This is a genomic window from Burkholderia arboris (assembly GCF_902499125.1).
Classification (GTDB): Bacteria; Pseudomonadota; Gammaproteobacteria; order Burkholderiales; family Burkholderiaceae; genus Burkholderia; species Burkholderia arboris.
Window position 1 is genome coordinate 83,135 of sequence record NZ_CABVPX010000008.1, and the last position, 19,832, is coordinate 102,966.

General features: G+C 68.6%; 14 protein-coding genes. 6 read left to right on the plus strand and 8 right to left on the minus strand.

Features of this window, described 5'->3' with window-relative positions:
- A complete protein-coding gene (locus tag BLA15945_RS12140; protein ID WP_174992461.1) occupies nucleotides 1–2,034 on the plus strand; it encodes a MacB family efflux pump subunit in 2,034 nt (677 codons plus the stop codon).
- A 13-nt stretch (nucleotides 2,035–2,047) separates the two neighbouring features.
- Nucleotides 2,048–3,421, plus strand: coding sequence for an efflux transporter outer membrane subunit (locus BLA15945_RS12145; RefSeq protein WP_059240930.1), 1,374 nt, complete (start codon nucleotides 2,048–2,050; stop codon nucleotides 3,419–3,421).
- Between the two features lie 30 nt (nucleotides 3,422–3,451).
- Here BLA15945_RS12145 and BLA15945_RS12150 read toward each other — a convergent pair whose 3' ends face one another.
- Entirely contained in the window at nucleotides 3,452–4,990 is a 1,539-nt protein-coding gene (locus tag BLA15945_RS12150; protein WP_059239493.1) for an MFS transporter, read from the minus strand.
- A gap of 178 nt (nucleotides 4,991–5,168) precedes the next feature.
- On the opposite strand from BLA15945_RS12150, the gene BLA15945_RS12155 reads away from it, so the two are divergent.
- Nucleotides 5,169–6,089: a LysR family transcriptional regulator gene (locus BLA15945_RS12155; RefSeq protein WP_174992462.1), complete on the plus strand. Its 921-nt coding sequence runs from the start codon at nucleotides 5,169–5,171 to the stop codon at nucleotides 6,087–6,089.
- 43 nt (nucleotides 6,090–6,132) lie between these two features.
- Here the strand turns inward: BLA15945_RS12155 and BLA15945_RS12160 are convergent, their stop codons facing one another.
- From BLA15945_RS12160 to BLA15945_RS12185, 6 genes are all read right to left on the minus strand, one after another.
- On the minus strand, nucleotides 6,133–7,272 hold the full coding sequence (locus tag BLA15945_RS12160) for an enoyl-CoA hydratase/isomerase family protein (protein ID WP_174992463.1): 1,140 nt from the start codon (nucleotides 7,270–7,272) through the stop codon (nucleotides 6,133–6,135).
- Nucleotides 7,269–8,060, minus strand: coding sequence for an enoyl-CoA hydratase (locus BLA15945_RS12165; protein WP_059239486.1), 792 nt, complete (start codon nucleotides 8,058–8,060; stop codon nucleotides 7,269–7,271). The genes BLA15945_RS12160 and BLA15945_RS12165 overlap by 4 nt, the downstream gene beginning before the upstream one ends.
- Nucleotides 8,060–8,959, minus strand: a complete 900-nt coding sequence (mmsB, locus tag BLA15945_RS12170; RefSeq protein WP_069252269.1) for a 3-hydroxyisobutyrate dehydrogenase — start codon at nucleotides 8,957–8,959, stop codon at nucleotides 8,060–8,062. The genes BLA15945_RS12165 and mmsB overlap by 1 nt, the downstream gene beginning before the upstream one ends.
- Nucleotides 8,960–8,977: 18 nt before the next feature.
- A complete protein-coding gene (locus BLA15945_RS12175) occupies nucleotides 8,978–10,507 on the minus strand; it encodes a CoA-acylating methylmalonate-semialdehyde dehydrogenase (RefSeq protein ID WP_059239482.1) in 1,530 nt (509 codons plus the stop codon).
- 109 nt (nucleotides 10,508–10,616) lie between these two features.
- Nucleotides 10,617–12,323: an AMP-binding protein gene (locus BLA15945_RS12180; RefSeq protein WP_174992464.1), complete on the minus strand. Its 1,707-nt coding sequence runs from the start codon at nucleotides 12,321–12,323 to the stop codon at nucleotides 10,617–10,619.
- 160 nt (nucleotides 12,324–12,483) lie between these two features.
- A complete protein-coding gene (locus BLA15945_RS12185) occupies nucleotides 12,484–13,617 on the minus strand; it encodes an acyl-CoA dehydrogenase family protein (RefSeq protein ID WP_059240929.1) in 1,134 nt (377 codons plus the stop codon).
- Between the two features lie 137 nt (nucleotides 13,618–13,754).
- Between BLA15945_RS12185 and BLA15945_RS12190 the strand changes: the two genes are divergently transcribed.
- The 3 genes from BLA15945_RS12190 to BLA15945_RS12200 all read left to right on the plus strand — a co-directional run bounded on the left by BLA15945_RS12190 (nucleotide 13,755) and on the right by BLA15945_RS12200 (nucleotide 17,240).
- Entirely contained in the window at nucleotides 13,755–14,789 is a 1,035-nt protein-coding gene (locus BLA15945_RS12190; protein ID WP_059239478.1) for an AraC family transcriptional regulator, read from the plus strand.
- 121 nt (nucleotides 14,790–14,910) lie between these two features.
- The gene (locus BLA15945_RS12195; RefSeq protein ID WP_174992465.1) at nucleotides 14,911–16,470 is read left to right on the plus strand and encodes an NfeD family protein; all 1,560 of its coding nucleotides are present in this window, start codon (nucleotides 14,911–14,913) and stop codon (nucleotides 16,468–16,470) included.
- Nucleotides 16,467–17,240 carry a slipin family protein gene (locus BLA15945_RS12200; RefSeq protein ID WP_059239474.1) on the plus strand — a complete coding sequence of 258 codons (774 nt, stop codon included), beginning with the start codon at nucleotides 16,467–16,469 and terminating at the stop codon, nucleotides 17,238–17,240. Before BLA15945_RS12195 ends, BLA15945_RS12200 begins: the two co-directional genes overlap by 4 nt.
- A 133-nt stretch (nucleotides 17,241–17,373) precedes the next feature.
- Here BLA15945_RS12200 and BLA15945_RS12205 read toward each other — a convergent pair whose 3' ends face one another.
- Nucleotides 17,374–19,818, minus strand: coding sequence for a sulfotransferase family 2 domain-containing protein (locus BLA15945_RS12205; RefSeq protein WP_174992466.1), 2,445 nt, complete (start codon nucleotides 19,816–19,818; stop codon nucleotides 17,374–17,376).
- Nucleotides 19,819–19,832 lie beyond the last annotated feature (14 nt).

The window sequence follows — 19,832 nt, forward strand, 5'->3', positions numbered from 1 at the left end:
ATGAGCCAGCCCCTGCTGAAACTCGCGGCCGTCACGCGACGCTTTCCGGCCGGCGACAAGGACGTCGTCGTCCTGAACAACGTGAACCTGTCGATCGATGCGGGCGAGATCGTCGCGATCGTCGGCGCGTCGGGCTCCGGCAAGTCGACACTGATGAACATCCTCGGCTGCCTCGATCACCCGAGCGAAGGCATCTACACGGTCGGCGGACGCGATACGCACATGCTCGACAGCGACGAGCTGGCGCAGCTGCGTCGCGAGCACTTCGGCTTCGTGTTCCAGCGCTATCACCTGCTGCCGCACGTCGACGCGGTCGCGAACCTCGAAATGCCGGCGATCTACGCGGGCACCACGCGAGCGGCGCGGCACGCACGCGCACGCGAACTGCTCGCGCGCCTCGGGCTCGCGGATCGCGCGCATCATCGGCCCGGGCAACTGTCCGGCGGCCAGCAGCAGCGCGTGAGCATCGCGCGTGCGCTGATGAACGGCGGCCAGGTGATCCTCGCCGACGAACCGACCGGCGCGCTCGACACGAAAAGCGGCCAGGACGTGATCCGGATCCTGCACGAGCTGAACGCGCTCGGCCATACGATCGTCATCGTCACGCACGACAAGGCCGTCGCGCGCCATGCGCGACGCATCATCGAAATCAGCGATGGCGAGATCGTCGCCGACCGGCCGAACCGCCACTACGCGGAAGCGCTTGCGGAAGCCGGCATCGCTGCCGCCGCAGCGTCCGGCCCGGCAACGGACGCGCCCTCCGCACCCGCCGCTCACGATGCGCCGCCGCCCTCTGACGCCGAACCCGGCCCGCGCGCGCGCCGCTTCGCGGCCGGCACCGGCCGCTTCGCCGAGGCATGCCGGATGGCGTGGATCGCGCTCGTGTCGCACCGGCTGCGCACGCTGCTGACGATGCTCGGCATCATCATCGGCATCACGTCGGTCGTGTCGATCGTCGCGGTCGGCGAAGGCGCGAAGCGCTACATGCTCGACGAGATCGGCAGCATCGGCACCAACACGATCAACGTCTATCCGGGCACCGACTGGGGCGACAGCCGCGCCGACACGATCCAGACGCTCGTGCCGGCCGACGTCGCCGCGCTCGCCGAGCAGCCGTACGTCGACAGCGCGACACCCGAAACGTCGCGCACGCTGCTGCTGCGCTACCGCAACGTCGACGTCAACGCGCTCGTGAGCGGCGTCGGCGACCGCTACTTCCAGGCACGCGGGATGCGCTTCGCGCTCGGCGCCGGGTTCGACGACGACGCGGTGCGCCGCCAGGCGCAGGTGGCCGTGATCGACCAGAACACGCGCCGCAAGCTGTTCGGCGCGACGCGCAACCCGGTCGGCGACGTGATCCTGGTCGACAACGTGCCGTGCGTCGTGATCGGCGTGACGGCCGACAAGAAGAGCGCGTTCGGCAGCGTGAAAAGCCTGAACGTGTGGGTGCCGTACACCACCGCGAGCGGGCACCTGTTCGGCCAGCGCTATCTCGACAGCATCACCGTGCGCGTGCGCGACGGGCAGCCGAGCATCGCTGCCGAGAAAAGCCTCGAGAAGCTGATGATCCAGCGCCACGGCCGCAAGGATTTCTTCACGTACAACATGGACAGCGTGGTCAAGACCGTCGAGAAGACCGGCCAGTCGCTGACGCTGCTGCTGTCGCTGATCGCCGTGATCTCGCTCGTCGTCGGCGGGATCGGCGTGATGAACATCATGCTGGTGTCGGTCACCGAGCGCACGCGCGAGATCGGTATCCGGATGGCCGTCGGCGCGCGCCAGTCCGACATCCTGCAGCAGTTCCTCGTCGAGGCCGTGCTCGTCTGCCTGCTCGGCGGCACGATCGGCATCGCGCTGTCGTTCGGGCTCGGCGCACTGTTCTCGATGTTCGTCGCGCAGTGGAAGATGGTGTTCTCCGCCGGTGCGATCGTGACGGCGTTCGTGTGCTCGACGCTCACCGGTGTGATATTCGGTTTCATGCCCGCGCGCAACGCGTCGCGGCTCGATCCGATCGATGCGCTCGCGCGCGACTGACGAAAGACCTGCCATGACGCATTCCTCACCGCTTCACCGCTTCGGCGCAATCGCGTGCGCGGCCGCGCTGCTCGCCGGCTGCGCGGGCGCGCGCCACGACCCGCTGCCGGCGGTCGCGATGCCCGCGAACTGGGCCGCCCCCATCGCGGCCGACGCGCCGGCCACCGCGCACGACTGGTGGCGCAGCTTCGGCGATCCGCAACTCGACGCGCTGATCGACGACGCGCTGCGCACCAACAACGACCTCGCGATCGCGGCGATCCGCGTGTATCGCGCGCAACTGCAGGCCGGGCTCGCCGATACGAACCTGACGCCCAACGTGACGGCCGGCGGGAACGGCGCCGTGTCGCGCACGCTCGATACGCACCGGACGAGCCGGTCGAGCGGCATCAACGGTTCGCTCAGCTACGAAATCGACCTGTGGGGCCGGCTGGCCGCGCTGCGCGATGCCGCGCACTGGGAAGCCGATGCAACGGCCGCCGATCTCGAAGCCGCCCGGCTGTCGCTGATCGGCACGACCGCGTCGCTGTACTGGCAGATCGGTTATCTGAACCGGCAGATCGCGCTCGGCGACGCGAACATCGCGTATGCGGTGCGCACGCTCGCGGTCGTCCGGTCGCGGCACACGGCCGGCGCCGTGTCGGGGCTCGACCTCGCGCAGGCCGAACAGAGCCTCGCCGCGCAACGCGCCACGCAGACGCAGCTGATCCAGCAGCGCACCGAGAACCGCCACGCGCTCGCCATCCTGTTCGACCGGCCGCCGCAGGAGCGCGCGGCCGAACCGTCGGCGCTGCCCGCCGCAGCGCCACCGGAAGTGGCAGCCGGCCTGCCCGCGAGCCTGCTCGGCCGGCGCCCCGACCTGCGTGCGGCGGAATTCCGGCTGCGCGAGTCGCTCGCGCAGGTCGACGCGACGCGCACGAGCTTCTACCCGACCTTCACGCTGACCGGCAGCGCCGGCACCACGAGCACGAGCCTCGAGCGCGTGCTGATGAATCCGGTCGGCACGCTCGGGCTCGGCCTCGCACTGCCGTTCATCCAGTGGAACACGATGCAGCTGCAGATCAAGGTGTCGAAGTCGCAGTACGAGGAAGCGGTGGTCGGATTCCGCCAGCGCCTCCATACGGCGCTCGCGGAAGTCGAGAATGCGTTGTCGGCACGCGTGCAGCTCGAACGCGAGGCCGAACAGCGCGCGTTGTCGCTGGCCCAGGCGCAGCGTGCCGAGCGGCTGGCCGCCGCGCGCTTCGCGGCCGGCGCAACCGCCGTGCAACCGTGGCTCGACCAGCAGCAGGTACTGAGGAGCGCGCAAAGCGCCGACGAGCTGACGCGCCTGAACCGGCTCAACAACCAGATGAAGCTCTACCGCGCGCTCGGCGGCGGCACGTCCTGACCGGCAGGCCGGCGCGACGCGCGGGCCGCGTCATTCGCACACGGCCGCCCCGCGCCGTGCAGGCGCGAACGCCACCGCGCTTGCCGTTGCGAGCACGGCCACGCCGGCCGCGCCGTACACCATCACCCAGCCGAAGCCGTGCACGAGCGCCGCATGCAGCGCCGCGCCGGTCGGGTCGGCCTGCGCGAGCGCCGGCGCGATCGCGTGCAGCCCGTCGGTGCGGCCCGACGCGATCTCCTGCGCGAGCCGGCGCAACGCGGCAGCGCCGATCGCGCCCGCCGCCCCGCCCTTCAGGCTCGCAACGATCCCCGCGACCAGCACGAAGCCCATCGCCGCGATGTTCAGCGCGAGCGAGATCATCCGCGCGCTCATGTCGATCCCCGACGCCATCCCGGCCCGCGAACTCGGTACCGCGCCCGTCGTCGTGTTGGTAACGGGCGTGTTCGTCAACCCGAGCCCGATGCCGGCGATCACGCAGCCGGGCAGCATCGTCAGCCAGCTCGCATGCTCGGCCGCGCTGCCGAGCCGCATCAGCGCGAAGCCGGCCGCGATCGTGAACAGGCCGCCCGGAATCACGACGCCCGGCCCGTAGCGCAACGCGAGCCGCTCGCCGAACGGCGGTGCGACCAGCGTCGGCAGCGTGTACGCGAGCAATGCGAGGCCGGCCGTCACGCTGTCGTAGCCGAGCGCGACCTGGAACCAGATCGGCAGGTAGATCATGAACGGCCAGAAGCTGAAGTTCATCCCCATCGAGCCGAAGATCGCGCCGGTGAACGCGCGGATCCGGAACACCGAGAAGTCGAACATCGGCCGCGCGCTGGCGCGCTCCGCGATGACGAAGCCGATCACCGCGAGCACGGTTGCGCCGAGCACGCCGAGGCCCGCCGCGCTCGTCAGCCCCAGCTCGGCGCTTTGCGTGATGTAGAACGCGAGACCGAGCACCGCGAGCGACAGCGTGACGATGCCCGCGACGTCGAGCGTACCCGCATGCGGATCGCGCGATTCCTGCACCGCGCCGCCGATCAGCACGAGCGCGACGGCCGCGAGCGGCGCATGGACGAGGAACACCCACGGCCAGCTCGCCAGCGCGACGATCGCGCCGCCGGCGATCGGCCCGAAGCCGAGCCCGATGCCGAACACGATTCCCCAGATCCCGAAGGCGCGGCCGCGTTCGCGGCCCTCGCGGAACTGGTGCGACAGCACCGCAATCTGGCAGATCAGCATCGCGCCGCCGCTCGCGCCCTGCAGCAGCCGGCCCGCGACGAGCACCGGCACGTTCGGCGCGAGCCCGCACAGCAGCGACGTCGCGCCGAACAGCACGGTGCCGATCACGTACACGCGCTTGCGGCCGAACCGGTCGGCGAGCGTGCCGGCCGCCATCAACACCGTCGTGCACGCGATCGTGTACGCATTCATGATCCACTGCATGCCGTTGAAATCGCCATGCAGCACGCGTTCGAGCGTCGGCAGGATCACCGGCACGCTCGAGATTTCGAGGCCGAACATCAGCGACGTGAGACAGACGGCCGCGAGTGCGACCGCATTCCTGCGGGAATCGGATAGCGTCATGCGTATTGCGCGGCGGCCCGGCGACAGGCCGCGCGCCTCCAGGTGAGTAGGATTCGCCGCGTGCGGCCGGCGACGCACGCTGGACGGGAATCGGTACTATAGTGAGAATTCCCTTCCCCATTGACGCGTATATTTCCACGAACTGGGGAATCTCAGGACTCAATCACGGCAACTCGCGATGACCGACAGACTCGACGGCGTGACGACCTTCGTCCAGGTAGTGGAATCGGGCAGCTTCGCGCTCGCCGCCGAGCGGCTCGACATGACGCGCTCGGCGGTCGGCAAGGCGATCGCGCGGCTCGAGAAGCGGCTCGGCGCGCGGCTGCTGCAACGCACGACGCGCAGCCAGAGCCTGACCGACGACGGCCAGGCGTACTACGACCGCTGCGTGCGCGCGCTGTCGGAGCTGGAAGCGGCGGAAGCCGATCTCGATTGCGGCCGCAACGAGGCGCGCGGCAAACTGCGGCTGAGCGTGCCGCTCGCGTTCGGGCACCACTGCGTGACGCCGATCGTGCTGGACCTTGCGCGCAACTATCCGCATCTGCGGATCGATGTGTCGATCACCGACCGTTTCGTCGATCTCGTCGAGGAAGGCATCGACCTCGCCGTGCGGATCGGCACGCTCGCGGACAGCACGAGCCTCGCGGTGCGGCGGCTCGGCACGCAATACGGCAGCCTCGGCGCCGCGCCGTCGTATCTCGCGCGCTACGGAATGCCGAAGACGCTCGACGACCTGAAGCACCACCGGACGATCGCGTATTCACGCTCGGGCGTCATTCAACCGTGGGACTTGCGCGCGCCGGACGGCTCGACGGTGCGGATCGACATGCCGCATCAACTGAGTTTCGACGACGTGCAGGCGATCGCGGCGGCCGGCGCGTCGGGGTTCGGGATCGCGTGGGTGCCGAGCTGGCTGCTCGACCATTACGTGAAGCGCGGCGAGATGGTGGTCGTGCTGGATCGCTGCTTCGTGTGCGAAGGCGACATCCACGCGATCTGGCCGAAGACGCGCTACCTGCCGCGCAAGACGCGCTGCGTGATCGACGCGCTCGCGCAGGCGATTCCGCCGATGATCGAGCGTCCCGCCGACGCGCGATGAGATGGGTTGAAACCGACGCACCGCCGCGCGGCGCGTCGGGAGATCACGCCGCGCCGAGATCGGCGAGCGGATGTGCGAACAGCTTCCACGGCGACGTCAGGAAATGCCGCACGCGTTCGGCGCGCACTTCGACCAGCGACGCGGGCGCCCAGCGCGGCTTGCGATCCTTGTCGACGAGATGCGCGCGCACGCCTTCGCAGAAGTCGCCTTCCTCGATCGCACGCGCGACGATGCCGAGCTCCATCCGGAACGATTCGGCGAGCGTCATCTGCCGGCCGCGCAACAGCGCCTCGCGCGTCACCGAGAGCATCGTCGGCGAATGGCTCGCGAGCGCATCGAGCGTCGCCTGCAACCATTGACGGTGCTCGCGCGACAGCTCTTCACGCGCGAGATCCTGCGTAAGCGTCGCGACGATCCGCTCGACGGTCGAGCGTTTGTCGAAGTGGCGGACGATCCACGGCATCTGGCTGTCGAGCGCCGCATGCGGCACCACGTTGCACGGCGGCTCGAACACCTTGCGCAGCAGCGGCAGCGCATCGCCTTCCCACCTGACGCTTTCGATGCGCGTCTCGAACGTGTCGAGCCACGCGGACGGCACGCACAGATCCGCAAGCTTCGCGCTCAGCGCGTCGGCGCCCGACAGCATCGCGCCCGTCAGCCCCGTGTACAGCTCGAGTTCGACCGGCATGCGCGACAGGAAATGCGTCGCGCCGACATCGGGCACGAGGCCGATGCGCGTTTCCGGCATCGCGATCTTGCTGCGCTCGGTCGCGACGCGCAGCGCCGCGCCTTGCGCAAGCCCCATGCCGCCGCCCATCGTCACGCCGTCCATCAGCGCGACCACCGGCTTCGGGAACGTGTGGATCGCGTAGTCGAGCCGGTATTCGTCGACGAAGAACGGCAGCCAGGTTTCGCGCTGCGCGACCATCCGGTGCAGCGCGCGCACGTCGCCGCCCGCGCAGAAGCCCTTCTCGCCCGCGCCGCGCAGCACGACCGCGACAATCTGTTCGTCGGTGCGGCAGCGTTCGAACAGCGCGGCCAGCTCGCCGATCATCGCGTACGACAGCGCGTTGAGCGCGGCCGGCCGGTTCAGCGTGATCAGCGCCACGCGGTTCACCACGCGGAACAGCACCTCGGGCGCGTGCTCCGCGAACGCGTCGTGTTTCGTCACCGGCGTGCTCATCGTTGCGGCTCTCCATCGGTGTGCCATTGCGGCGCGCGCTTGCCGAGGAACGCGGCCACGCCTTCGCGCGGATCGTTCGTGTCGAACAGGTCGACGAAACGTTCGCGCTCGACCGCGAGCGCCGCACTGCGCGGCACGCCGCGGCGCGCGAGGCCGATCAGTTCCTTGCTGTACGCGACCGCATGCGGGCTCTGCCGCGCGACGTTGCGCGCGAGCGCCAGCGCCGCATCGCGCGCGGCCCCGCTTTCCACCACGTCCTCGACGAGGCCGATCCGCAGCGCCGTCGCCGCATCGACGCGCGCGCCGGTCAGGATGATCTTCTTCGCCCAGCCCTCGCCGACGAGCCAGGGCAGCGTCTGCGTGCCGAGGCCGCACGGCAGCAGGCCGACCGACGGCTCCGGCAGCGCCATCTGCGCATGCGTCTCGGCGATCCGCAGGTCGCACGCGAGCGCGCATTCGAGCCCGCCGCCCATCGCATAGCCGTTGATCGCCGCGATCGTCACGACGCGTGCGTCATGCAGCGCCTCGAACGCCGCGCCGAAGCGCGACGCCATCGAGCGCGCGACCGCACGGTCGCCGTCGGCGAACGTGTTGAGGTCGGCGCCCGCGCTGAAGAACTTCGGGCCGTCGCCGGTGATCACGAGTGCCCGCACGCGCGGGTTGGCGTTCAGTTCGGCGACGGTCGCCTGCAGTTCCTGCAGCCCGTCGGCGGTAAAGGCGTTCGCGGGCGGACGCTTGAGCGTCGCGCACGCGATTGCGCCGTCGTCGACGTAGTCCAGTTCGATCATCACGCGTCCTTCTTCGTTGCCGGTTGGTACAGGCGGATCACCGCCGAGAAATCGAGCTGGCCGTCGCCGCGGCTGCTCATCGTCTGGTACAGCTGCTGCGCGAGCGCGCCGAGATAGACGGGCTGGCGTGCCTGCTTCGCCGCGTCGTTCGCGAGGCCGAGATCCTTCAGCATCAGGTCGGTGCCGAAGCCGCCCGAGTAGCCGCGCGACGACGGCGCGGTCTCGATCACGCCCGGATACGGGTTGTAGGTATCCGAGCTCCAGCAACGGCCCGTCGACGTGTTGACGATGCCGGCCAGCACCTTCGGGTCGATGCCGAGCGCGACGCCGAGCGACATCGCCTCCGACACGGCCGCCATCGAGATGCCGAGCACGAGGTTGTTGCAGACCTTCGCGACCTGCCCCATGCCCGTCGCGCCGCAGTGGACGATGTTCTTGCCCATGCCCGCGAGCACCGGCTTCACGCGCTCGAAATCCGCGTCGCTGCCGCCGACCATGAAGGTCAGCGTGCCGGCCGCCGCGCCGCCGGTGCCGCCCGACACCGGCGCATCGACGAACGCGCCGCCGTGCTCGCGCACCAGCGCGCCGAATGCCTGTGCGCTCGCCGGGTCGATCGTGCTCGAATCGATCACGGTCGCGCCCGCGCCGAGGCCGGCCAGCACGCCGTTCTCGCCGGACAGCACCGAGCGCACGTGCGGCGCGGCCGGCAGCATCGTGATCACGAACGTCGCGCCCGACGCCGCATCGCGCGGCGACGCGGCCACCTGCGCGCCGGCGTCCTGCAGCGCGCGCAACGCGTCGGCGCTCAGGTCGAACGCGTGCACTTCATGGCCGGCTTTCAGCAGGTTCAGCGCCATCGGCGCGCCCATGTGGCCGAGGCCGATAAATCCGATTTTCATGGTGGTCTCCTCCGCCGCTCAATGCAGCCGGATCGTCGTGTTCACCGGGCCGGCCGTCGTGTCGTCGTCGAACCAGCGGGCGGTGACCGTCTTGGTCTGCGTGTAGAACTGCACGACCTGCTTGCCGTACGGGCCGAGATCGCCGAGCTTCGAGCCGCGCGAACCGGTGAAGCTGAAGAACGGCACGGGCACCGGGATCGGGATGTTGATGCCGACCTGGCCGATGTCGATCTCGCTCTGGAACTTGCGCGCGGCCGCGCCGCTCTGCGTGAACAGGCCGACGCCGTTGCCGAACGGGTTCGCGTTGACGAGCGCGATCGCTTCGTCGAGCGTGTCGACTTCCATGACGACCAGCACCGGGCCGAAGATTTCATGCGTGTAGACCGACATGCCGGTCGTCACGCCCGAGAAGATCGTCGGGCCGATGAAGTTGCCGTGCTCGTAGCCGTCCACCTTCACGCCGCGGCCGTCGAGTTCGAGCTTCGCGCCTTCCTTCACGCCCGCGTCGACCAGCGACAGGATGCGTTCCTTCGCGGTCTTCGACACGACCGGCCCGACGTCCGTGCCGGCTTCCGCGCCCGCATTGACTTTCAGTGCCTTCGCCTTCGCGACGAGATCCGGCAGCCAGTCGCGCGCCTTGCCGACGAGCACCGCGACCGACGTCGCCATGCAGCGCTGGCCGGCGGCGCCGAAACCCGCGCCGACGAGTGCGTTGATCGCCTGCTCGCGGTTCGCGTCGGGCAGGACGATCGCGTGGTTCTTCGCGCCCATCATCGACTGCACGCGCTTGCCGTGCGCGCTGCCGAGGTTGTACACGTGCGTGCCGACCGCCGTCGAGCCGACGAACGAGATCGCCTTCACGAGCGGATGCGTGCAGATCGCATCGACGACTTCCTTGCCGCCGTGCACGACGTTCAGTACGCCTTTCGGTACACCGGCTTCGACCGCGAGCTCGACGAGTTCCATCGTCGACATCGGATCCTGCTCGGACGGCTTCAGCACGAACGTGTTGCCGCACACGATCGCCATCGGGAACATCCACAGCGGAATCATCGCGGGGAAGTTGAACGGCGTGATCCCCGCGCATACACCGAGCGGCTGGCGCAGCGTGTAGGTATCGACGCCGCCCGCGACGTTCTCCGCGAATTCGCCGAGCTGCAGCGTGCCGATCGAACACGCGTGCTCGACCACTTCGAGGCCGCGGAAGATGTCGCCTTCGGCGTCGGGAATCGTCTTGCCCTGCTCGGCCGTCAGCGTCTTCGCGATGCGTTGCAGGTTCGTGCGCACGAGATCCTGGAACTTCAGCATGATGCGCATGCGCGCGGCGATCGGCGTGTTCTTCCACGTCGCGTACGCGGCGTGCGCGGCCTGCACGGCCGCGTCGACTTCGGCGACGGTCGCGAACGGCACGCGCGCGAGCACCTGCTGCGTCGCCGGGTTGACGATGTCGCGCCACTCATGGGTGGCGGACTCGACGAAGGCGCCGTCGATCAGCAGCTTGACCGTCGGCACGTCTTGCCCGGTACGGGGCGTCGGATTCGCGTTCATCGATGCATTCTCCTTGCAGTGGGCCGCGTAGCGTCATGCATCGCGCGGCCGGTTCGGTTCGGCTGCGGGCGGCGGCCGCGACATGCGGCGCGCGCGGCCCGCGGTCACGTCATTTCAATTCAGCAGCAAAATCTTCTTCCCAGTATTCGCCTGGCATCCGCGCGCTCGCGTCGTCGCCGCGCTCGATCTCGCGACGACGCAGCTCGACACGGCGGATCTTCCCCGAGATCGTCTTCGGCAGCTCCGCGAACTGCAGGCGGCGGATCCGCTTGTACGGCGCGAGCTTCTCGCGCGAGAAGCGGAAGATCTCCAGCGCGAGTTCGGGGCTTTCCTCGTAGCCCTGCCGCAGCGTGATGAAAGTCTTCGGCACCGATAGCCGCACGGGATCGGGGCTCGGTACGACGGCCGCCTCGGCGATCGCCGGATGCTCGATCAGCACGCTCTCGAGTTCGAACGGGCTCAACCGGTAGTCGGACGACTTGAACACGTCGTCCGCGCGGCCGATGTACACGTAGTAGCCGTCGTCGCCGCGCATCGCGATGTCCGACGTACGGTAGTGACCGTCGCGCATCGCATGGGCCGTCGCGTCCGGGTTGTTCGCATAGCCTTTCATCAGCCCGACCGGGCGCGTGACGTCGGCGCCGATCGGCAGCGCGACCTCGCCTTCGGTCACCGGCACGCCGTCCGGGTCGAGCAGCGCGATCCGGTAGCCGGGCAGCGGCCGGCCCATCGAGCCCGCGACGACCGGCTGGCCCGGCGAGTTGCCGATCAGGCAGGTCGTCTCGGTCTGGCCGTAGCCGTCGCGGATCGAGATGTTCCACGCCTTCTTCACGCGCTCGATGATCTCGGGGTTCAGCGGCTCGCCCGCGCCGACGATCTCGCGCAGCTTCACGTCGAACGACGCGAGCGGCTGCTGGACCAGCATGCGCCACACGGTCGGCGGTGCGCACAGCGTCGTCACCTGGTATTTGACGAGCGCATCGAGCACGACCTTCGGCTCGAAACGCGCGTAGTTGAATGCGAACACGCAGGCCTGCGCATTCCACGGCGCGAAGAAGCAGCTCCACGCGTGCTTCGCCCAGCCCGGCGAGCTGATGTTCCAGTGGATGTCGCCCGGCTGCAGGCCGACCCAGTACATCGTCGACAGATGGCCGACCGGATAGGTGCGGTGCGTATGCTCGACGAGCTTCGGCTTCGACGTCGTGCCCGACGTGAAGTACAGCAGCATCGGATCGTTCGCGTGCGTGACGGCGCCCGGCTCGAATTCGGCGCTCGCCGCATAGCCGTCGTTCATCGCGAGCCAGCCCGCGCGCGACGCGCCGGCAACGATCTTCCGCGCGAGGCCGAGATCGGCCTGTTCGAATTTGGCGGTTTCGTTCTCGTCGACGATCGCGTATTTCGCGCCGCCGATCTGCACGCGGTCGCGCACGTCGTCGGGCGACAGTTGCGTGGTGGCAGGCAGCACGATCGCGCCGAGCTTCATCGCGGCGAGCATCGCGTCCCACAGCTCGACACGGTTCGGCAGCATCAGCAGGATGCGATCGCCGCGCACGACGCCGATCGAGCGCAGCCAGTTCGCGATCCGCGACGAACGCTCGGACATCTGCGCGAACGAATACGGATCGCCCGTACCGGTTGCCGCGTCGACGATCCACAGCGCGGGCTGGTCGTTGCCGCGCGCCATCGGGTCGAAATAGTCGAGCGCCCAGTTGAATGCATCGAGCACCGGCCATTCGAAATCGCGGTACGCGGTTTCGTAGTCGGTGCGATGGCGCAGCAGAAAGTCGCGTGCGTTCAGGAATGCCTGTACCGTCATCGTTTCCTCCAGTCTCCATGTCTCGCGGTCAAGCGGCGCACGTGCTGCAGCGCGTGCCCGCCTGCCTCTGTTGCGGCGCACGGTCACGTCGTTGCGTGCCGCGTTCACCGCGCTGCCCTCGTGCCCTGCGTGATGTTTCGACCGGTGCAACCGCCGCGGCTCAAAGCTGCCGTGCGATCACCATCCGCTGCACTTCGCTGGTGCCTTCGTAAATCTGCGTGATGCGCGCGTCGCGATAGTGACGCTCGACTTCGTAATCGACCAGGTAGCCGTAGCCGCCGTGGATCTGGATCGCATCCGAACACACGCGCTCGGCCATCTCGGACGCGAACAGCTTCGCCTGCGACGCTTCCGACAGGCACGGCAAACCGGCCGTGCGCAGCTTCGCCGCGTGATGCACGAGCAGGCGCGCGGCGTTGATCTGTACGGCCATGTCGGCGAGCTTCTGCTGGATCGCCTGATGCTCGGCGATCGGCTTGCCGAACTGCACGCGCTCGCCCGCATAGCGGCGCGCCTTGTCGAACGCGGCGCGCGCGATGCCGAGCGCCTGCGCGGCGATGCCGATGCGGCCGCCCTCGAGGTTCGACAAGGCGATCTTCAGCCCTTCGCCGCGATTGCCGAGCAGGTTCTCTTCCGGAATCGCGCAATTCTCGAACGTGATCGGGCACGTATCCGACGCGCGGATGCCCATCTTCTTCTCGGGCTTGCCGACGATGAAGCCCGGCGTATCGGCCGGCACCAGGAACGCGGAAATGCCGCGCTTGCCGGCTTCCGGGTCGGTCATGGCAAAAACGATCGCCACACCGGCGCGCTGGCCGTTGGTCACGAACTGCTTCGCGCCGTTCAGCACCCATTTACCGTCGCGCAGCTCCGCACGCGTGCGCAGGTTGTTGGCCTCGGAACCGGCATGCGGCTCGGTCAGGCAGAACGCGCCGATCACGCGGCCCGCCGCCATGTCGGCCAGCCAGCGGTCCTTCTGCGCCGGCGTGCCGAAGCCGAGGATCGGCCCGCAGCCGACCGAGTTGTGCACGCTCATCATCGTCGCGCACGCGGCGTCGCCGGCCGCGATCTCTTCCATCGCCAGCGCGTAGGCCACGTAGTCCGTATACGCGCCGCCCAGCTCCTGCGGCACGATCATCCCGAGCAGGCCGAGTTCGCCGAGCTGCGCGACGATCGCGTCCGGCAGGTGCGCGTCGTGGTCCCACTGCGCCGCGTTCGGCGCCAGCATCTCGGTCGCAAAGGCGCGCGCGGCATCGCGGATCATCCGCTGGTCTTCGGTGTAAAGCTCGTCCATGGTGCTGCTGTCTCCCGCGGCCGCCGGGCGCGACCGTCCTTGCGTTTCGATGCAACAAGTGTAGGCAAGCACACGCGACTGTTCGATGCTCGCGTCGCTCATTTACACTGAGCGTTTTTGCCACACCGGCGACACCGATGAAGCAGGAAGACAAGGGAACCGTCGCGATCAGCCTCGTCGCTTACAGCGTCGCGCTCGCCACGCGGCGCGGCGTCGCGGCCGAGCCGCTGCTCGCGCAGGCCGGCATCGCGCCCGCGCTGCTCGCACAGCCGCGCGCACGCGTGTCCGCGCAGCAGTACGGCGCGCTGTGGAACGCGATCGCACGCACGATGGACGACGAGTTTTTCGGGCAGGATCGCCACCCGATGCGCAGCGGCAGCTTCATCGCGATGAGCCAGTCCGCGCTGTCCGCGCGTGACGGGCTGCACGCGATGGCGCGCGCGGTGAATTTCATGCACTGCGTGCTCGACGACCTGCACGCGGAGCTCGACGCGAACCCGCAGCGCGTGCGGCTGCGTTTCGTGCACCGCAACAATGGCGCGACGCCCGCGATGTTCACGTACGCGACCTATTTCATCATCGTGTACGGGCTGACCTGCTGGCTGATCGGGCGCCGCATTCCGCTGCTGCATGCGAGCTTCCGCTGCGACACGCCGCCTGCCGACCACGAGTATCCGTCGATGTTCTGCGACGACATGCGGTTCAACGAACCCGATTCGTATGTCGATTTCGATCCCGAATTCGCGACGCTGCCGGTCGTGCAGAACGCGAAGACGCTGAAAACCTTCCTGCGCAACGCGCCGGCCAGCTTCATCGTCAAGTATCGCAACCCGAATGCGCTCGCGCAGCGCGTGCGCGCGGTGCTGCGCGGGATGCCGCCCGCCGCGTGGCCCGGCGCGGGCGGGATGGCCGCGCGGCTGCACGTGGCCGAGGCCACGCTGCGCCGCAAGCTGCACCAGGAAGGCCAGGCGTACCAGTCGATCAAGGACACGCTGCGGCGCGATCTCGCGTTCGAGGCGCTGGCCGACCCCGCACGCACGATCGCCGACGTCGCTGCCGCCACCGGTTTCGCCGAACCGAGCGCGTTCTACCGCGCGTTCCGCAAATGGAGCGGGCGCAGCCCGGCCGACTATCGCGACGAAGTGCTCGCGCGCGGCGGCGGCGCGGTCTGAATCCGCGCTACGCGGCCGCGGCTTCGCGCTTTCCGCCGAAACCGCCTAATCTTTAAGCATCGGGCCCACGCCCTTTCCGCAAGCCGGACGGCACGCGGCCGCGCGCCGCCCGGACGTCCCGATGCACGTTCACCGTCATGAGCCGCCGCCGGCGCCTGCCGCGCCCGACGGCCGCCCCCGTCACCCGCTGTCCGCGCGGGTCGCGCGCGCCGCGCTGTTCGCGGCGCTGCTCGTCGTGTGCGCTGCCGTCGCCGCGCCACCATCCGTCGACTCGCCCGCGGCACGCCCGGTCGTCGTGATCCCCGTCAACGGCGCGATCGGCCCGGCCAGCGCCGATTTCATCGTGCGTTCGCTCGACCGTGCCGCCCGCGAGCGCGCGCCGCTCGCGATCCTGCAGCTCGACACGCCCGGCGGCCTCGATACGTCGATGCGGCAGATCATCAAGGCGATCCTCGGCTCGCCGGTGCCGGTCGCCGCGTTCGTCGCACCGGGCGGCGCACGGGCCGCGAGCGCGGGCACCTACATCGTCTATGCAAGCCACTTCGCGGCGATGGCGCCCGGCACCAATCTCGGCGCGGCGTCGCCCGTGCAGTTCGGCATCGGCGGCGCCGCGCCGCCGGGCGGAAACCCGGCGGCACCGCGTCCGACCGGTGCGGCGGGCGCATCCGGCGCATCGGATGCATCCGCCACGGCCGCGCTGCCGACCGATACGCAGTCGACCGAGATCCGCAAGGCGATGCAGGACGCCTCCGCGTATATCCGCGGCCTCGCGCAATTGCGCGGGCGCAACGCCGAATGGGCCGAGCGCGCGGTGCGCGAGGCTGTGAGCCTGTCGGCGAACGAGGCGCGCGCGCAGCATGTGGTCGACCTGATCGCGCTGGATCCTGCCGACCTCGCACGCCAGCTCGACGGCCATAGCGCGACGACCACGGCCGGCACGGTGCGGCTCGCGACCGCGCACGCGCCGCTCGTCGTCGTCGAACCCGACTGGCGCAGCCGTTTTCTCGCGATCATCGCCGATCCGAACGTCGCGCTGATCCTGCTGACGATCGGCATCTACGGCCTGTTCTTCGAGTTCGCGAACCCGGGCTTCGTGCTGCCGGGTGTCGTCGGCACGATCTGCCTGCTGGTCGGGCTGTTCGCGATGCAGTTGCTGCCGATCAGCTATGCGGGCCTTGGCCTCGTGCTGCTCGGGCTCGGCTGCCTTGTCGCCGAGGCGTTCCTGCCGACCTTCGGCGTGCTCGGGTTCGGCGGGATCGTGTCGTTCACGATCGGCGCGCTGATGCTGATCGACACCGACGTGCCCGGTTACGGGATTCCGTGGCCCGTGATCGCGAGCCTTGCGCTCGGCGGCGGGCTGCTCGTCGCGGGCGTGTCGAGCGTCGCGCTGCGCGCGCGGCGCCGGCCGGTCGTGACGGGCGCCGAGGCGATGCTCGGCAGCATCGGCGAAGTGCTCGACGACGGCCTCCATCCGGACCAGCCGCACGGTGCGGCCGGCGCCGCGCCGTCGGCCGCCGGCTGGGCGCTCGTGCACGGCGAGCGCTGGCGCGTGGCGAGCAGCGCACCGCTGGCCGCCGGCTGCCGCGTGCGCGTCACCGGCCGCCACGGCCTGCTGCTCACCGTCGCACCGCTCTACGACGCGCCCGCGCCACAACAACAACACCAGGGAGCATCAACATGATTGGCTACACCTTCGGCTTCAGCAGCGTCCTGATCGTCTTCGTCGTGGTGCTCGTCGCGTCGTCGATCCGTATCTTCCGCGAGTACGAGCGCGGCGTCGTGTTCATGCTCGGCCGGTTCTGGAAAGTGAAGGGCCCGGGGCTCGTGCTGATCATCCCGATCGTCCAGCAGGTCGTGCGGATCGACCTGCGCACCGTCGTGTTCGACGTGCCGCCGCAGGACGTGATCACGCGCGACAACGTGTCGGTGAAGGTCAATGCGGTCGTGTATTTCCGCGTCGTCGATCCGGAGAAGGCGGTGATCCAGGTCGCGCGCTTCTTCGACGCGACGAGCCAGCTGTCGCAGACGACGCTGCGGTCGGTACTCGGCAAGCACGAGCTCGATGCGCTGCTGGCCGAGCGCGAACAGCTGAACGCCGACATCCAGAAGACGCTCGACGCGCAGACCGACGCATGGGGGATCAAGGTGTCGACGGTCGAGATCAAGCACGTCGACCTGAATGAAACGATGGTGCGCGCGATCGCGCGGCAGGCCGAGGCCGAGCGCGAACGGCGCGCGAAGGTGATTCATGCGGAAGGCGAGCTGCAGGCGTCCGAGAAGCTGCTGCAGGCCGCGCAACGGCTCGCGCAGGAGCCGCAGGCGATGCAGCTGCGCTACCTGCAGACGCTGACGACGATCGCGGCGGACAAGAATTCGACGATCGTGTTTCCGCTGCCGATCGATCTGCTGGGGGCGTTGCTGGACCGGCTGGGCGGGAAGCGCGAGGCGTAACGGCAGCGGCTCGAACCGGTGCCGGGGACGGTCGCGTCACGCCGGAGCCGACCGGCGCGCGGCCTGATTGACCCGCGCCGGGATCGACTCAATCGGTTCGCGCCCCCTTCAACATCGTGTCAGCACTGCGATGTCAGCCGTTGGTCGCGGGCGTCAGCCGTTTGCGCACGCCCGTGAGCGCAAATCGTCCGAACGCCGAACGCTCGACGCCCGACAGTTCGGCCTCCCGGATACCGAGCGCTTCGGACAGCCGATGGATCGTGGCCTGCATATCGACGATCCGGCGCTCGTCAGCCAGCCGTTCGTCGACGTGCCGGGCCGTCTCGAGCGCATGCCGCGCGACTTCGGCCTCGTACCGCGCCACGGCGACATCGCGTTGCGAAGCCGTGACGGCGACGGTCTCCGTCAACTGCGCGATACGCGCATCCAGGGTATCCACGGCGTGCTGCAATGCGACGCGTTGCCCCTCTGCGGCAGACGCCGCGGCGCGCCACTCCGCGACTTCGCGCGCGTTGGCGAGCCTCGTCTCGCCGAGCGCGGCCTCGTTGTCGAGCAGCGTCCTGCGAAGCGCGGCCTCCGTCTCCGTCAGCGTCGTGCGGAGGACCGCTTCCCTTTCCGCGACACGCGACGCCTGAGCGCTGAATTCGGCACGGATTTCGCCCGACAATGCGCCGATGGCATCGGCCTGCCGGTCGCGCAATGCAGCCAGTTCATCGGCAAGACTCCGTACCGCGTGCTCGACATCCGACGCTCCCGATCGACCTTCGAGCCCCTGTTTGAGCTCGGCCACTTTCGCATCGACGAGGCGCGTTTCGGCGACCGACCAGCTCACGTAATTTTCGAGCTGTGTCTTGACGGCCTCCACCACACCCGCGACCTGGCTCTGTACCTGCTCGGACAGGCGGGCGCTTTCCGCCAGGCTGGCATCCCGCGCACAGATATCCCGGACCAGTTGGCGCTCCCGGTTTTCGCGGGACCGGTATCCCAGCAGCAGCGGCGCGAGCGACGTCAGACGGGTTCGCAGCCGCGTGAACAACGCCGTGACGTCATCGTCGTCGAGCGCGATCTCGTCGCAGGCGACCCGTCGCAGCATCGCATAAGCCTGAACGACCTCGGGCAACATCGACGCATGCCGGTCGAGATCGTCGACGGTGAATTCGGCGTGCCTCAGGCTGTTGTCCAGGAACTCGCCTGCGTAGTCCTCGTACAGCGCGTCGCCCGGTTGCGGTGCGGGCAAGCCGACGCCCGTTGCCATGCGGCCGAGCTGCGTCAGCGGATCCGTCATCAGCACGTCGAAATCGATCAGGACGCGCCGGCAACCGCGGCTGTCCAGCACGGCATCCACCATGTATTCGAGCCACAGGACGTGCGCCTTCTCCTGCGGCATCTGCACGGCGCGCGCCATCGAGAACGCCACGCTCAACGGATTGCGCAACGCGATCACATACCGGACGTCCGCATCGATTTGCTCGAACACGGGTTGCCAGAACGGCAGCACACGCGTCGTGCGCGGATCCTTGAAGCCGAACGGCATGCCGCCCGCGAGGCGTTCGCGCAACAGCACGACCGCACGGGCATGGAGTTCGTCGCGCTTGCCCTGAGCGACTTCGTTCACGCGCATCGGGCCGAGCGTGTCCCAATCGCCGCCGACTTCGCGCTCGAGCTCGAGATTGACCGCATGCAGATCGACGTCTTCCCAGTAACCTTTGGCATTGACGTGGGCATTGGCCTCCATCAGGCGCTCGCCCAACTCGACGCCGAGCGCCTTCAGGCCCCGCGTTGTCGCACTCGTGCCGCTACGCGGCGATCCCAGCACCACAATCAACTTTCGACGGCTTTCCATACACTCCTTTTTCCTTTGCGAAGCAGCCGGGTATTGCCGAGTCAATGAGCACACCATCCCGTTGCCTCTCGCAATCTCGCGACAGACTTCGATCGCGTCAAAGTCGTTGCGATACCACCGGCGAATATTGTCTTCGCCTTGCGTGCACAGCGTCTTGTCGACGTGCGCGGGATTGCGGTGCGCGTCCACATCGTCATCGGGCAAATGCAATGGCCCCAGCCCAAGAATCTCCGACAGCACCGATGCGTCGTCGGTCAGCCATTCCTGCTGCGCGATGAACGCGATGTCCGCCGCGCGCGAACGCAGGTACGCCGGCGAAATCAACCAGTCCCAAACCGACGTCTTGACGTGATCGATTTGCCGCATGGCGTGATGCGCCGCGGCAGAAACCGCCTGATCCTGCGAGACAATGGCACGCGCAAGCGCATCGGCCGTCTCGAACCGGGCGAAAGCCGCCGCTTCGCCTTCCGTCCACTCGCCCTGATAACGCGGTCGGCCCTTTCTCAAGCGACTGTAGAACCCGCTCACGTATCGTGTGATCGGGTTGCGCAAGCAAAAGAAGACTTTTTCACCGACAGGAATATCCGGCAGTCGTACCGCGTGTCCATGGAGATGGACATCGCGGATGTCACGACCGTTCGCCCCGAGGGACTTGATCGCGTGAACGAGCGCCGTGCCACCGGTTTTTCCGATGTGCAGGAAATGGATGCGGGATTCGTCTGTCGAATGCGTCATGACGTCCGGGATCG